This window comes from Actinomadura sp. RB99 (genome assembly GCF_014706005.1).
GTDB lineage: Bacteria > Actinomycetota > Actinomycetes > Streptosporangiales > Streptosporangiaceae > Spirillospora.
Genome location: NZ_JABMCA010000011.1, coordinates 72,441 through 86,376, shown reverse-complemented (window position 1 = coordinate 86,376; position 13,936 = coordinate 72,441). Strand labels below are relative to the sequence as shown.

At 73.8% G+C, this 13,936-nt stretch carries 11 protein-coding genes; 7 read left to right on the top strand and 4 right to left on the bottom strand.

What is annotated here, in order from left to right; translation table 11 throughout:
- Positions 1–24: 24 nt before the first annotated feature.
- A complete protein-coding gene (gene aceB / locus amrb99_RS13140) occupies positions 25–1,632 on the bottom strand; it encodes a malate synthase A (RefSeq protein WP_190856207.1) in 1,608 nt (535 codons plus the stop codon).
- Between the two features lie 291 nt (positions 1,633–1,923).
- Between aceB and hflX the strand changes: the two genes are divergently transcribed.
- The 6 genes from hflX (at position 1,924) to holA (ending at position 10,710) form a co-directional block, all read left to right on the top strand.
- A complete protein-coding gene (hflX, locus tag amrb99_RS13135) occupies positions 1,924–3,300 on the top strand; it encodes a GTPase HflX (RefSeq protein ID WP_190856286.1) in 1,377 nt (458 codons plus the stop codon).
- Positions 3,301–3,839: 539 nt separating this feature from the next.
- Positions 3,840–5,054, top strand: a complete 1,215-nt coding sequence (gene hutI, locus amrb99_RS13130) for an imidazolonepropionase (protein WP_173099701.1) — start codon at positions 3,840–3,842, stop codon at positions 5,052–5,054.
- 24 nt (positions 5,055–5,078) lie between these two features.
- Positions 5,079–5,924 carry a DegV family protein gene (locus amrb99_RS13125; protein WP_190856206.1) on the top strand — a complete coding sequence of 282 codons (846 nt, stop codon included), beginning with the start codon at positions 5,079–5,081 and terminating at the stop codon, positions 5,922–5,924.
- Positions 5,925–6,025: 101 nt separating this feature from the next.
- On the top strand, positions 6,026–6,748 hold the full coding sequence (locus tag amrb99_RS13120) for a ComEA family DNA-binding protein (RefSeq protein ID WP_190856205.1): 723 nt from the start codon (positions 6,026–6,028) through the stop codon (positions 6,746–6,748).
- Between the two features lie 773 nt (positions 6,749–7,521).
- Positions 7,522–9,615, top strand: a complete 2,094-nt coding sequence (locus amrb99_RS13115) for a ComEC/Rec2 family competence protein (RefSeq protein WP_190856204.1) — start codon at positions 7,522–7,524, stop codon at positions 9,613–9,615.
- A gap of 144 nt (positions 9,616–9,759) precedes the next feature.
- Positions 9,760–10,710, top strand: a complete 951-nt coding sequence (gene holA, locus amrb99_RS13110) for a DNA polymerase III subunit delta (protein ID WP_347256656.1) — start codon at positions 9,760–9,762, stop codon at positions 10,708–10,710.
- An 842-nt stretch (positions 10,711–11,552) separates the two neighbouring features.
- Here holA and amrb99_RS13105 read toward each other — a convergent pair.
- Together amrb99_RS13105 and amrb99_RS13100 are read right to left on the bottom strand one after the other, a co-directional pair.
- Complete coding sequence (locus tag amrb99_RS13105) at positions 11,553–11,972, bottom strand: SRPBCC family protein (protein ID WP_190856203.1); 420 nt, start codon at positions 11,970–11,972, stop codon at positions 11,553–11,555.
- On the bottom strand, positions 11,912–12,841 hold the full coding sequence (locus amrb99_RS13100; RefSeq protein WP_190856202.1) for a LysR family transcriptional regulator: 930 nt from the start codon (positions 12,839–12,841) through the stop codon (positions 11,912–11,914). Before amrb99_RS13100 ends, amrb99_RS13105 begins: the two co-directional genes overlap by 61 nt.
- 69 nt (positions 12,842–12,910) lie before the next feature.
- On the opposite strand from amrb99_RS13100, the gene amrb99_RS13095 reads away from it, so the two are divergent.
- Positions 12,911–13,435, top strand: a complete 525-nt coding sequence (locus amrb99_RS13095; RefSeq protein WP_190856201.1) for a hypothetical protein — start codon at positions 12,911–12,913, stop codon at positions 13,433–13,435.
- On the opposite strand, the gene amrb99_RS13090 is transcribed toward amrb99_RS13095, so the two are convergent.
- Positions 13,380–13,913: an RNA 2'-phosphotransferase gene (locus amrb99_RS13090; RefSeq protein WP_190856200.1), complete on the bottom strand. Its 534-nt coding sequence runs from the start codon at positions 13,911–13,913 to the stop codon at positions 13,380–13,382. The genes amrb99_RS13095 and amrb99_RS13090 overlap by 56 nt on opposite strands.
- Positions 13,914–13,936: the final 23 nt, after the last annotated feature.

The window sequence follows — 13,936 nt, the reverse complement described above, 5'->3', positions numbered from 1 at the left end:
GGGCGGCCCGGTCCCGTCATCACATCACGGGAACTGCTGGTAGGCGGGGGTGGTGAGGAACTCGGAGTACTCGTCGGCGAGCGTGACCTCCTTGAAGAGGGTCACGGCCTGCTCGTAGCGCGGCTCGTTGTAGGCGTCGCCGAGCTCGGCGCGGATCTTGGCCAGCTCCTCGTCCAGGAGCCGCTCCACCCACTCCTTGGTGATCTTCTGGCCCTCGGCGGTGGAGACGCCGTTGTAGATCCACTGCCACACCTGCGAGCGGGAGATCTCCGCGGTGGCGGCGTCCTCCATGAGGTTGTGGATGGCGACGGCGCCGGAGCCGTTGAGCCAGGTGGCCAGGTAGCGCAGGGCGACGTCGATGTTGTTGCGCAGGCCGGCCTCGGTGATGTCGCCCGGGGTGGCCTTGACGTTGAGCAGGTCGGCGGCGGTGACGCTGACGTCCACGCGGAGCCGGTCGCGCTGGTTGGGCTTGTCGCCCAGCACGCCGTCGAAGACCTCGCGGCAGACCGGGACGAGGTCGGGGTGGGCGACCCAGGAGCCGTCGAAGCCGTCGCCGGACTCGCGGGTCTTGTCGGCCCGGACCTTCTCCAGCGCGACCTTGTTGACCTCCTCGTCCTTGCGGGACGGGATGAACGCGGCCATGCCGCCGATGGCGTGCGCGCCGCGCTTGTGGCAGGTGCGGACCAGCAGCTCGGTGTAGGCGCGCATGAACGGCGCGGTCATCGTGATCGCGTTGCGCTCGGGCAGCACGAAGTCGGCGCCGCGGTCCCGGAACTTCTTGATCACCGAGAACAGGTAGTCCCAGCGGCCGGCGTTCAGGCCCGCGGAGTGGTCGCGCAGCTCGTAGAGGATCTCCTCCATCTCGAACGCGGCCGGGATCGTCTCGATCAGCACGGTGGCGCGGATGGTGCCGCGCGGGATCCCCAGGCGGTCCTGGGCGAGGTTGAAGGCGTCGTTCCACAGCCGCGCCTCGAGGTGGCCCTCCATCTTCGGCAGGTAGAAGTACGGGCCCTTGCCCTTGTCCAGCTGCCGGCGCGCGCTGTGGAAGAAGTAGAGGCCGAAGTCGAACAGCGAGCCCGACATCGGCTCGCCGTCGACGAGGAGGTGCTTCTCCTCCATGTGCCAGCCGCGCGGGCGGACCACGATGGTGGCGAGCTCCGCGTCGTCCTTGAGCGCGTAGGACTTGCCGGACTTGGCGTCGGTGAAGTCGATGGTGCGGTCGAGGGCGTCGCGCAGGTTCAGCTGCCCCTCGATCATGTTGTTCCACAGCGGGGTGTTGGCGTCCTCGAAGTCGGCCAGCCACACCTTCGCGCCCGAGTTGAGCGCGTTGATGGTCATCTTCCGGTCCGTCGGGCCGGTGATCTCGACGCGGCGGTCCTCCAGGCCCGGCGCCGGGTCGGCGACCCGCCAGGTCGCGTCCTCGCGGACGGACGCGGTCTCGGGCAGGAAGTCCAGCGTGCCGCCCTCGGACAGCCGGCGCTGCCGCTCCGCGCGGGCCGCCAGCAGCTCCTTGCGGCGGCCGCCCAGCTCACGCTGCAGTGCGGCGAGCAGGCCGAGCGCCTCGGGCGTCAGGATCTCCTCGTACCGCTCCCCGAGAGGCCCGTTGACCTCGACACCTTCCAGTTCGGCCATCTGCTCGCCCTTTCGTATCGTGAAATTCCACTTCTGTCTTACGGAGTAACGCTACTCGGCGGTACGGAGCCCGGTCAAAGCGGGGGCGCCCCGCCGGCCGTGCCGTTGACCTCCCCGCGCGCGCGGCGGGTACGCACCTGATAACCACGTGACCCCCGAGGACGGCCCGTGAGACGATCCCGGGGAAGACACAGCCGCGCCGCGGCGTTCTACCGAGGACATATGACTCTTCCTTTCTCTGCAGACCAGACCCACGAAGACCGGACCTACGACGAGTTCGAAGCCGAGCCCATGACCGGCGAGCTCGACCTCGAGGACCGGCGGGCACTGCGCCGCGTCGCGGGACTGTCCACCGAGCTCACCGACGTCACCGAGGTCGAGTACCGCGCCCTGCGGCTGGAGCGGGTCGTCCTCGTCGGCGTGTGGACGGAGGGCACCGCGGCCGACGCCGAGAACTCGCTGCGCGAACTGGCGCTGCTCGCCGAGACCGCGGGCTCCCAGGTGCTCGAGGGGCTCGTCCAGCGCCGGTCCCGGCCCGACCCGGCCACCTACATCGGCTCCGGCAAGGCCGCCGAGCTGCGCGACGTCGTCATCTCGACGGGCGCCGACACCGTCATCTGCGACGGCGAGCTGGCGCCCAGCCAGCTGCGGCACCTGGAGGAGACCGTCCAGGTCAAGGTCATCGACCGGACCGCGCTGATCCTCGACATCTTCGCCCAGCACGCCAAGAGCCGCGAGGGCAAGGCGCAGGTCGAGCTCGCGCAGCTCAACTACCTGCTGCCGCGCCTGCGCGGCTGGGGCGGCAACCTGTCCCGGCAGGTCGGCGGGCGCGCGGCCGGCGGCGTCGGCATCGGCGGCCGCGGCCCCGGCGAGACCAAGATCGAGCTGGACCGGCGGCGGATCCGCACCCGGATGGCCAAGCTGCGCCGGCAGATCGCCGAGATGTCCAAGGCCCGCGACACCAAGCGCGGCGAGCGGCGCCGCAACGAGGTGCCCGCCGTCGCCATCGCCGGGTACACCAACGCAGGCAAGTCGTCCCTGCTCAACCGGCTCACCGGCGCCGGGGTGCTGGTGGAGAACGCGCTGTTCGCCACCCTCGACCCCACCGTCCGGCGGGCCGAGACGCCGGGCGGCCGCGCCTACACCCTCGCCGACACCGTCGGGTTCGTCCGGCACCTGCCCCACCAGCTCGTCGAGGCGTTCCGCTCGACGCTGGAGGAGGTCACCGACGCCGGGCTGATCCTGCACGTCGTGGACGGCTCCGACGCCGACCCGGAGGCGCAGATCGACGCCGTCCGGGAGGTGCTCCGCGAGATCGGCGCCGACGCGATCCCCGAGATCATCGTCATCAACAAGGCGGACGCCGCCGACGACCTGGCCATCGCCCGCCTCCAGCGGCGCGAACCGCACAGCGTCGTCGTCTCCGCCCGCACCGGGTTCGGCATGGAGGACCTGCGGGAGGCCATCGAGGCCGACCTGCCGGGCCTGGAGGCCGAGCTGCGCGCGCTGGTGCCGTACGAGCGCGGCGACCTGGTCGCGCGGGTGCACGACCGCGGCGAGGTGCTCAAGCAGGAGCACGTCGCCGAGGGCACGCTGCTGCACGCGCGCGTCCCCGAGGACGTCGCGGGCGAGCTGTCCCGGTACGAGATCGCGGCGCAGATCGTCTGACCGCGCCGGCCTCCCGGCCGCGCACGCGTTCGCACGGGCCCGGGCCGTCCGAAAGGGCGGTCCGGGCCCGTCCGAATATCGTCCCCGGGCGGATCCTGGTCGCCGAACGGTGACAGCTTCCCCAATCGGCTTGACGGTTCAGTTGAAATCCGTACGGTCGAAGGGCTAGGGGGCGGGTGATGGCTGTCGATGGGCTGCGAACGCACACAACGAGGTGCACGGACGGGCGTGCGGGCCGTGTCCGGTCGACCGGCCGGGCCCGCTCAGAGCTTGTCGGGCGGGCCTTCAGTGCACTACCGTGACGAAACCGATATCTCCGGTCTCGTTGCCAGTGGTGGTCGCCCGATCACCCGACCCTCCAACGGTGAATCGCCGGCACCCAGTCGGCGTTTCGGATCGAGAGCAGGTGGCCCCATCGATGGCAGGTGCGAACACCGGACGGCGAGCAGGCGGCCCGTTCCGTCCCTCCCTGCTCCTTGCACACGGAGCGTCCGGTACCGCGCCCGGCGGCGCGTCGTCCCAAGCAGGTCGGTGACCCTATGACGGTACGGCTGTTGACGAACATCGGCAGGCTCTGGACGGGCACCGACGTCTGCAGCAACGCCGCCGTGCTGATCCACGACGACCGGATCGTCTGGGCCGGTCCCGCCTCGGACCTCCCGCAGAGCGTCCCGGGGATCATCGACGACATCGTCGACGTCGACCACGTGGAGAACCTCGGCGGCGGCCTGGTCACCCCCGGCCTCATCGACGCCCACTCCCACCCCGTCTACGCGGGCAACCGGTGGGCCGAGCTCGCGATGCGCACCAGCGGCTCCTCGCACTCGGCCATCGCGGCGGCGGGCGGCGGCGTCAACTCCACCGTCACCGTGACCCGCGGCACCGACCCGTGGACGCTGTGCAACGGCGTCCGGGAACGGCTGCGCCAGTGGATCCTCGCCGGGACCACCACCGTCGAGGCCAAGACCGGCTACCACCTCACCCGCGACGGGGAGCTCGCCGACATCCGGATGCTGCGGTCGCTGGAGGGCGAGCCGTCCATGCCGCGCATCCACGCGACGTTCCTGGCCGCCCACATCCTCCCGCCGGAGTTCTTCGGCCGCCGCCGCGACTACATCGAGGCCGTCCGCCTGTGGGCCGGCGACGCCGCCGTGGCCGGCGCCGACTCGATCGACGTCTACTGCGACGAGGGCCACTTCACCGCCGAGGAGGCCCGCGCCCTCCTGCTCACCGGCAAGCGCGCCGGGCTGAAGGCCCGCATGCACGCCTGCGCCAACGAGCGCATCGGCGCCGCGCAGGTCGCCGCCGAGGTCGGCTGCGCGTCCGCCGACCTGCTCACCCAGGCCAACGACGACGACATCAAGGCCCTCGCGCACGCCGGCGTCACCGCCACCGTCTGCCCCGGCAGCGCCCTCAACAGCAGCCGCGCCCCCGCGCCCGTCCGGCAGATGCTCGACCGCGGCGTCACCGTCGCGCTCGGCACCGACCACAACCCGGGCCAGTGCGGCATCACCTCGATGCCGCTCGTCATCGGCCTGTCCGTCGCGATGTTCGGGCTGAGCGTCACCGAGGCGCTGCGCGCCGCCACCCTCGGCGGAGCCGCCGCCCTGCGCGTCGGCGACCGCGGCTCCCTCGCCCCGGGCATGCTCGCCGACATCGTGCTGTGGGACGCCGACCACGAGGGCGCGTTCGCGTGGGCGTTCGGCCTGCGCGCCCTGCGGGTGTGGCGCGGCGGCGTCCCGGTCCAGCCCTGACGGCCGGGGGGTAATGTCCCGTTCATGGGCAGCGCCGTCGCGGTCGTCACGGATTCCACCGCCTACCTTCCGCCGGGGCTCGCCGAACGGCACGGGCTGACCGTCGTCCCCATGCAGATCTCCTTGGGCGGCCCCATGCGCGACGAAGGCGACATCGGCGGCGACGAGGCGGTCCGTGCGCTCCGTGACCGGCGGCCCGTCACCACGTCCCGCCCCTCACCCGGACGGTTCGCCCAGGCCTATGAGAGCGCGGCGGAGGCCGGTGCGGGAGCGGTGGTGTCCGTACACCTTTCCGCCGCCATGTCCGGGACGCTCGCGGCCGCCCGCCTCGCCGCCGCGGACGCGCCCGTTCCCGTCCACGTCGTCGACAGCGGCACCATCGGCATGGGACTCGGGCTCGCCGCCCTCTCCGCGGCCGCCGCCGCGATGGCGGGCGCGGACGCCGAGACGGCCGCGCGCGTCGCGTCGCGCCGTGCCGGGATGTCCCGGTCCCTGCTCTACGTCGACACGCTCGAGCACCTGCGCCGCGGCGGCCGGATCGGCGCCGCCGGGGCGCTGCTCGGCTCCGCGCTCATGGTCAAGCCCCTCCTGGACATCGCGGGCGGGCGGATCGTGCCGCTGGAGAAGGTCCGCACGTCCGCGCGGGCCCTGGCCCGGCTGGAGGAGATCGCCGTCGAGCAGGCGGGCTCCCGCCGGGTCGACCTCGGCGTCCAGCACCTCGCCGCCGCCGCCCGCGCCGACGCCCTCGCCGCCCGGCTGCGCGACCGCATCCCGCACGTCGAGGACGTCTACGTCGGCGAGGTCGGCCCCGTCATCGGCGCCCACGTCGGCCCCGGGATGCTCGGCGTGGTGATCGCCCCGCACCTCTGACCTGTTCGCCATAACCCCTGGTCAGGCGGGGTGCGTCGCGGGTTATCCACATTTTCCGCAGGCCCTGCTCGCGGGCGGGCGCCGCGCCTAGCGTCGGCGTCATGACAGCCAACGACCGCCTCCAGAGCCTCGCCGACCGGCTCAGACCGTCCGCGCAGCCGCCGTCCGCCCGCCTGCGCTCCGGACCCGAGAGGGCGAACGTCCGCGTCCTGGCCGTCATCGCGGTGATCGCCGCGCTCGTCGCCGGCGGCTACCTCTGGCTGGCCCGCCCCCGCCCCGACCCGGCCCCCTCCACCGCGGACGCCGCCGCGACCGAGGTCTCCGCCGCGGCCCCGTCCCCGGGACCGTCACCCGGCGCCGTCCCCGCCGGTGCCACGAACCCGGCGTCCGTGGTCGTCCACGTCCTCGGCAAGGTCAAGCACCCCGGGGTGGTCACCCTCCCGTCCGGGTCCCGCGTCGAAGAGGCCATCAAGGCCGCGGGCGGCGTGCGTCCCGGCGCCGGTACCGGCACCCTCAACCTCGCCCGCAAGCTCGTCGACGGCGAGCAGATCCCGGTCGGCGTCCGCCTTCCCTCGCCCGCGCCCGGCACCCCGCCACCGGGCCAGCCGCCACCCGGCTCCGCCGCGCCGGGCACGCCCGTCGACCTCAACACCGCCACCGCCGAACAGCTCGACCAGCTCCCCGGCGTCGGCCCCGTCCTCGCCCAGCGCATCGTCGACTACCGCACCCAGCACGGCGGCTTCCGCTCCGTCGACCAGCTCCAGGATGTCGACGGCATCGGCGCTCGCCGCTTCGCCGACCTGAAACCGATGGTGCGCGTATGACCCGCGACCTTCGCCTGGCCGCTCCCGCCCTCGCCACCTGGATCACCGCCGCCCTGACGATCGGCTTTCCACCCGCCCTCACCTGGACCGTGGCCGCCACCACGACCGCCACCGCCATCTACCTCCTCGCCACCCACCGCCCACCCCCGACCGCCCCTCCGGCACGACCTCCCCAGCCCGAGACCGGCCAGCACTCCGACAGCTTCCAACCGCGGACGTCACCGGAGACGGTGCGCAGAAGCGGGCTTCCGGCCGCTGAGGACTGGCCCTTGCCGTCGGACGCGGTGGTGCGATCGCGGCAGGCTGGGGGCAGCGTCGAGCTCTCCCGCGACATTGGCCACCAGCCGGAGAGCCGTGTGCGCGGGACAGCGCCAGTGTCGGCATTCAGGACTGAACGTTCGGCCGTCGAGAACCGGCCCTTGTCGTCGGACGCGGCGGGGAGAGGGGCGCCTTGGTCGGAGGAGGCCAATCGGTTCTCGTCTGGGAGCGGACAGGGGCGGAGCGGACAAGGGCAGGGTGGCGGAGAGCAGTGGACGCCGCCGGAACGAGGGTTCAGGCGCGGAGGGGCGGCCGCCGCCCGCGATCAGCCCTTGCTGGCGGATAGGGCGGTCGAGGGAGCGCGGCACACGGCTGCGGGACCTGCGGTCGAGCAGCGGGCGTTAGGGCGGTCGGCGGCCGATGAAGAGCGCTTGGGCCCAGCGCTCTTCCAGAGGGTCCGGAACTGGGCTGGCGCAGGCGGGGTTTCACACGTCCTCAACCGGCGGCTGCTGGGAATGGTGCTGGTCTGTATCGCCGCGTCCGCGACGGGTGTGGCGTTCCGTGCGACGGCTGTCGGTACCGGGCCGGTGCGGGCGCTCGCGCAGGTCGGAGGGGCAGCAGCGGCCGAGGCGGTGCTGACAGGGGACCCGCAGGCCAGGAAGGCCGGCGGGCGGCCCATGGTGATCGTCCGGGCGCGGGTCGAAGCGGTGGCGCGGGACCGGGTGCGCGTGCCGGTGCTGCTGATCGCGCACGACCCGCGGTGGCTCGGGCTGCTGCCGAGCCAGCGGGTGCGGCTGCGCGGCCGGTTCGAGAAGCCGCGCGGCGCCGAGCTGCTCGCCGCCGTGGTGATCGTGCGGGGCCCGCCCGCGCCGCTCGGCGGCCCGTCCGCCGTCCAGCGGGCCGCCGAATCCGTCCGGGCGCGGTTGCGCGCGGCGGTTGCCCGGCTCCCGCCCGACCAGCGGGGCGTCCTGCCCGGCATGGTCGACGGCGACACCTCCCGGCTCGATCCGGCCCTCGCCGAGGACTTCCGCACCGCGGGCCTGAGCCACCTGCTGGTCGTCTCCGGCGCCAACCTCGCGATCGTCATCGGCGCGGTGCTCTGGCTGTGCCGCGTCGCCGGGCTCGGGCGGAGGCGAGCCCCGCCGGTCGCGGCCGTCGCGGTGGCCGCGTTCGTACTGGTCGCGCGCCCGGACCCGAGTGTCCTGCGGGCCACGGTCATGGGCCTGGTGGCGCTCCTCGCGCTGTTCACCGGCCGGTCACGGCAGGGCGTGCCCGCGCTCTGCGCGGCGGTGCTCCTCCTCGTCCTGATCGACCCGGAGCTGGCGCGGTCGTACGGCTTCGCGCTGTCCGTGCTGGCGACAGCGGGCCTGCTCGTCCTGGCGCCGCCGTGGCGGGAGCGGCTCGCGCGCCGCCTGCCCGGCCCGCTCGCGGACGCCCTCGCCGTCGCGGCGGCCGCCGAGATCGCCGTCGCGCCCGTCCTGGTGATGCTCTCCGGAGAGGTCGGTGTGGTGTCCCTGTTCGCGAACCTGCTCGCCGCGCCGGCCGTGGCGCCCGCGACGCTGCTCGGCGCGCTCGGGACCGCGATCGCGCCCGTGTCCCTGCCGCTCGCCCGCCTGGCGGTCCGGCCCGCCGGCCTGGCCGTGGGCTGGATCAATTGGATCGCACGGACCGCCGCCGCGCTCCCGTACGCCACCATCCCGTGGACGGGCGGCGGCCTCGGCGCGGTGACGCTGCTGCTGGCCGGCGGGGTCGCCGTCCTGATCCTGCGTCACCCGGGGCTCCGCACGGCCGCCGTCGCGGCGATGGCCGGGGTTCTGATCGCCGTCGTCGTGCTGCGAATCACGGCCCCGGGCTGGCCGCCGCCGGGCTGGCAGATGGTCGCCTGCGACGTCGGTCAGGGCGACGCCCTCGCGCTCGCCGCCGGACCCGGCCGCGCCGTCGTGGTAGACAGCGGCCCCGCCCCCGCCCCGGTCGACCGCTGCCTCTCCGGCCTGCACGTGAAGGACGTTCCGCTGCTGGTCCTGACCCACCCGCACGCCGACCACATCGGCGGAACGTCCGGCGTCCGGCACGGGCGCACCGTCCACGAGGTGGTGAGGACGTCCCTGACCGACGGCGCCGAGAACCGCTTCATCGCCGGCCTTCCGTCCCGTCCCGCGCTCGCCGGACGGCAATGGCGCGTCGGCGACCTCACCCTCGTGATCATCGCCCCTCTGGCCACCGGCCCCGCCCTGTCACCGCAGGACGATGGCACCACGATCAACAACGCCAGCGTCGTCCTCGTGGCCCGCCGCCCGGGATTCAGCGCCCTGCTGGCCGGTGACGTCGAGACCGAAGCACAGCGCGTTCTGGAGACGAGCGTTCCCCGCGTCCAGGTGCTCAAGGTCCCGCACCACGGCTCGCGCAGCCAGGACCCGCGCTTCCTGGCCGCCGCCCATGCGGCGATCTCCTTGGTCTCGGTCGGACGGGACAACGACTACGGCCACCCGGCCCCCTCGACCCTCGGCCTCCTGCACCGCCTTCGCACCCAGGTCCACCGCACCGACCAGGACGGCGACATCGCCATAGTCCGCACCCGAACCGGCATCGCCGCCGTCCCCCACCACTGATCCGCCCGCCTGGCGGCGGGCGGTGATGCCCGGTGAGGGCGTCTGCTGGGAGGCCGGGACACGGGGAGCGGATTCGCGGAAGCGGCGGTGGCGGGGGAGCGGGAGGTGGCGCGGGGAGGGGGCGGGGCGTGGCATGCTGCAAGGGTGTCCGAGGCCATCATCCTGATCGTGGGAGACGAAGAGCTGCTCGTGGAGCGGGCGATCGGCGAGGTCGCCGCGTCCGTGCGGGCGAAGGACCCGGACGCCGAGGTCATCGACCTCGCGCCGGGCGGGCTGGAGCCCGGGCGGATCTCAGAGCTGACGTCGCCGTCGCTGTTCGGGGGCGGGAAGGTGCTCGTGATCCGGTCCGCACAGGACCTCGGCAAGGACCTCACCGCCGAGGTGCTCAAGTACGCCAAGGACCCGGCGGACGACGTGGTGCTCGTGGCCGTCCACCACGGCGGGGCCAAGGGCAAGGCCCTGGTGGACGGGCTGACGAAGCTGAAGGCGCGCAAGATCGCCTGCCCCAAGGTGACCAAGATGGGGGAGCGCGTCGACTTCGTGCGGACGGAGATCCGCCGGTCCGGCGGGAAGATCTCGCCGGACGCGGCGCGCGGGCTGCTGGACGCCGTCGGCAACGACCTGCGCGAGCTGGCGGCCGCGTGCAGCCAGCTCGTCGCCGACACCGGCGGGAAGGTCGACGACGCGGCCGTCGCGCGCTACTACCGGGGGCGCGCCGAGGTCAGCGGGTTCACCGTCGCGGACAAGGCGATCGAAGGGCAGCTCGCGGAGGCGCTGGAGCAGCTGCGGTGGGCGCTCGCGACCGGCGTGGCGCCCGTGCTGATCGTCAGCGCGCTCGCCCAGGGCGTGCGGGGGTTGGCGAAGGTCGGCGGCGCGCCCAGGGGCGCCCGTGGCGCCGCGCTGGCCAAGGACCTCGGGATGCCCCCGTGGAAGATCGAGCGCGTGCAGAAGCAGTTGCGCGGCTGGTCGGGCGACGGGGTGGCGCGCGCCCTCACCGCGGTGGCGGAGGCCGACGCGCAGGTGAAGGGCGGCGCGGCCGACCCCGCCTACGCGCTGGAGAAGACCGTCGCCGACATCGTCGCCGCCCGCAACTGACCGCCCTCCACGGCCCGCAGTTGACCGCCCGGCGTCACCCATGGGTAACTGCCCCGCCTCCCCGTAGGTGACCGTCCTGCCTCGCCCCTGGCGCCCCCTGCGCCGCCCGTGGGTGACCGCCCTCCGTCGCCCGTCGGACACGCCCTACGCCGCCTGCGGGTGACTGCCCCGCCTCTCCGTAGGTGACCGAACTGCGTCGCCCCTGGCGCCCCCTGCGTTGCCCGTCGCACACGCCCCACGCGCCTGCGGGTGACTTCTCCGCGTCGCCCCTGGGCGACCCCCTGCGTCGCCTGCGGCTGATCATTGTCCGCCGCCCACGGCTGACCGTCCGGCGTCACCCGTGGGTAACTGCCCCGCCTCGCCCGTAGGTGATCGCCCTGCGTCGCCTGCGGCTGATCGTCGTCCGTCGTCCGTTGCCCGTGTGTGACTGCCGTACGTCGTCCGTTTGATTGCCCTGCGTGGCCATCGACATGATCGCCCGTCCCCAGCCCGCGGCTGGCCGCTCTGCGCCGCCCCCAGTTGACTGCTGTCCGTCCTCCGTGGGTGACTGCCCTGGGGCGTCCGCGGGTGGTCGCCGTTCGTAGCGCGAGTGTGATCGACGTCCGGCGTTGTGAGGGATCGCTTTGCGCCGTCCGCGGATGACCGTCTTGCGTCGTCTCGCGTGGGTGACCGTTGTTCGGCGGGTGTTCGGTGGTGAGCGTGGCGCTGGGCGTGTGGCGTCAGGGCACAGCGGCTTGGAAGCGGGTTGGCGCTTGGCGGGTGAGTGGCGGCTCCGTTGAGTGGGTCAACGCCGCGAGGCGGTGCTGCGCGGGGCGGTGTGGCCGCTTGGTGCGGGGTGCGGGTCAGGGGGACTCGGCGGCGGTCTTGAGGCCGTTGGCCTCCATGGTGACGTAGCGGCGGGTCCGCGAACCCATGAGGAGGGCGATCAGCGGGGCGAGGGGGCCGGTCTGGTCGAGGGTGAGGCGGAGGGTGCTGCCGCCCGACGGGCGGGGGAGGACCTCGTGGCCGCCGGTCGTGGTGACGCCGGGGGACGAGGATCGCCAGGTGAAGTTCTCGTTCTCGGTGAACGTGGTGACCGTCCACACCGCGGCGGGCATTCCGGGCTGGTGGACGCGGGCGCGGGCGCCTTCGCGGAGAGGGGCGTCGAGGAGGTCGACGCGGTTCATCGAGGCGGTCAGGTCGGGCCAGCGCTCGACGTCCTTCAGCAGGTTCCAGACGGTCTCGGGGGCGGCGTCGATGTCGACGGCGATCTCGAAGTGCACGGTGGGCTCCCGGTGGTGGTCAGCGCGGTGCGGATCCTGGTCAGCAGGCCGGTGACGAGGGGGTCGGCGTCGCGGCCCGGCAGGTGGACGGCGTAGTAGGGGACGGCGGGCAGGTCGATGATCTCGCGGAGGACGACCCCCGGCGGCGGGACGACGCAGCCGTTCACGACGGCGAGACCGGCGCGCAGGGACACGAAGTGCAGCAGGAGCGGCCAGCCCTCCGCCTCGACGGCGGCCGTCCACGGCACGCCGGCGGCGCGGAGCGCGCGTTCGAGGGCGACGCGGTGCGGGCCGGCCGGCGGCGGGACGACCAGGGACGCGCCGGCGAGGTCGGCGAGGGCGAGGGACGGGCGGGCGGCGAGCGGATGGTCGTCCGGGATCGCGAGCGCCTGCGGGTACGCGGCCAGCGGGACGGTCGCGAGGTCGGCGGGCAGGACGTCCAGGACGGCGACGCCGAGGTCGGCGCGGCCGGTGCGGACGGCGGTGAGGGTGCGCGCGCGGTCGCCGTTGATCAGCCGGACGCCGTGCCGGACGGCGTCGCCGAGCAGGTAAAGGTAGGCGCCCTCGCCGGCGGCGAGGACGGGGAGCCGGGACGGCGCGGTGCCGTCGAGGTCGGCGAGGAACGCGGAGACGCGGGCGTCGAGGTCGCGGGCGAGGCGGGCGACGGCCTCGCCGGTGGGGGTGAGGGCGATGCGGCGGCCGTGCCGGGTGTAGAGGGGGCGGCCGAGCGTCTCGGCGAGCTTGCGGATCTTGACGTGCAGGGCCGGCTGGGAGATGTGCAGGTCCTCGGCGGCGCGGGTGAAGTTGAGGCGCTCGGCGAACGCGGCGAAGGAGGCGAGCGCGTCGGTGGACACGCGGCTCAGCTCCATAGACGAGAACTATAGACCGCCGAGCATTCGATAGTTCAGTTCTAGCGGTGGCGCGGCCAGGCTCAAGGCATGGAACCTCGTCTCGGCATCGATTTCGGCCGCGTGATCCAGGGCGTCTCGGCTCCGGGGACGGCGGACACGGCGTTCCTCGGCGGGTCCTTCGCGGAGGCGCTGGCATCGCCCGCGGCGGACGGCGTGTACGACGTGCTGCCGGGGCTCGTGGACGCGTTCGGCGGGCGCGCGTGGATCATCTCCAAGTGCGGCGACCGGGTCCGCGAGCGGACGCTGGCGTGGCTCGACCACCACGACTTCTACGGCAGGACCGGGCTGGCCAGGGGGAACGTGCGGTTCTGCCGGAAGCGGCCCGAGAAGGCGCTGCACTGCGCGGAGCTCGGGATCACCCACATGATCGACGACCGGCTTGACGTGCACCGGGCGATCCGCGACGTCGTCCCGTACCGGTACCTGTTCGGGCCGCAGAACGGCGAGGTCCCGGACTGGGTGCGGCACGTCCCGTCGTGGGCGGACGCCGCGGCGATCAGCGAAGATATTCCGGCGGGACGGCGTCGGCCAGCCACACGCCGTTCGCGCTGACGCGGAACTCGTGGCCGTCGGCGGCCATCCGCCCGGCCTCGACGACCAGCACGACAGGCCGCCCGCGGCGGGCGCCGACGTGCCGCGCCGTCTCGGTGTCGGGCGACAGGTGGACGGCGTGCCGGTCCATGCGCCGCAGGCCCTCGCGCCGGATCGCGGGGGCGGCGGCCTCGGTGGTGCCGTGGTACAGCAGCTCGGGCGGCGGGACGGCGGGGAGCCCGAGGTCGACGTCGATGCTGTGGCCCTGGACGGCCCGGATCCGGTCGCCGTCGAGGGCGTAGCGCCGCTTGTCGTTGACGGCGACGACGTGCTCGAGCTCGGCGCGGGTGAACGGGAAGCCGTGCCGGGCGGCGGCGTCGAGCAGGTCGGGGACGCTCGCCCAGCCGCCGGCGTCGAGGGTGAGGCCGATCCGCTCGGGGCGGTGCCGCAGGTGCTTGGCGAGGTACTTGGAGATCTTCACCGTACGGCGAGCGTCCATGGGTCCCCGACCGCCTTCCCGCC

What these genes read in the sequence shown, in the direction of transcription:
- aceB (WP_190856207.1), bottom strand. Translation starts at nt 1,632, where the DNA reads ATGGCCGAACTGGAAGGTGTCGAGGTCAACGGGCCTCTCGGGGAGCGG.
- hflX (WP_190856286.1), top strand. Translation starts at nt 1,924, where the DNA reads ATGACCGGCGAGCTCGACCTCGAGGACCGGCGGGCACTGCGCCGCGTC.
- hutI (WP_173099701.1), top strand. Translation starts at nt 3,840, where the DNA reads ATGACGGTACGGCTGTTGACGAACATCGGCAGGCTCTGGACGGGCACC.
- amrb99_RS13125 (WP_190856206.1), top strand. Translation starts at nt 5,079, where the DNA reads ATGGGCAGCGCCGTCGCGGTCGTCACGGATTCCACCGCCTACCTTCCG.
- amrb99_RS13120 (WP_190856205.1), top strand. Translation starts at nt 6,026, where the DNA reads ATGACAGCCAACGACCGCCTCCAGAGCCTCGCCGACCGGCTCAGACCG.
- amrb99_RS13115 (WP_190856204.1), top strand. Translation starts at nt 7,522, where the DNA reads ATGGTGCTGGTCTGTATCGCCGCGTCCGCGACGGGTGTGGCGTTCCGT.
- amrb99_RS13100 (WP_190856202.1), bottom strand. Translation starts at nt 12,841, where the DNA reads ATGGAGCTGAGCCGCGTGTCCACCGACGCGCTCGCCTCCTTCGCCGCG.
- amrb99_RS13095 (WP_190856201.1), top strand. Translation starts at nt 12,911, where the DNA reads ATGGAACCTCGTCTCGGCATCGATTTCGGCCGCGTGATCCAGGGCGTC.
- amrb99_RS13090 (WP_190856200.1), bottom strand. Translation starts at nt 13,913, where the DNA reads ATGGACGCTCGCCGTACGGTGAAGATCTCCAAGTACCTCGCCAAGCAC.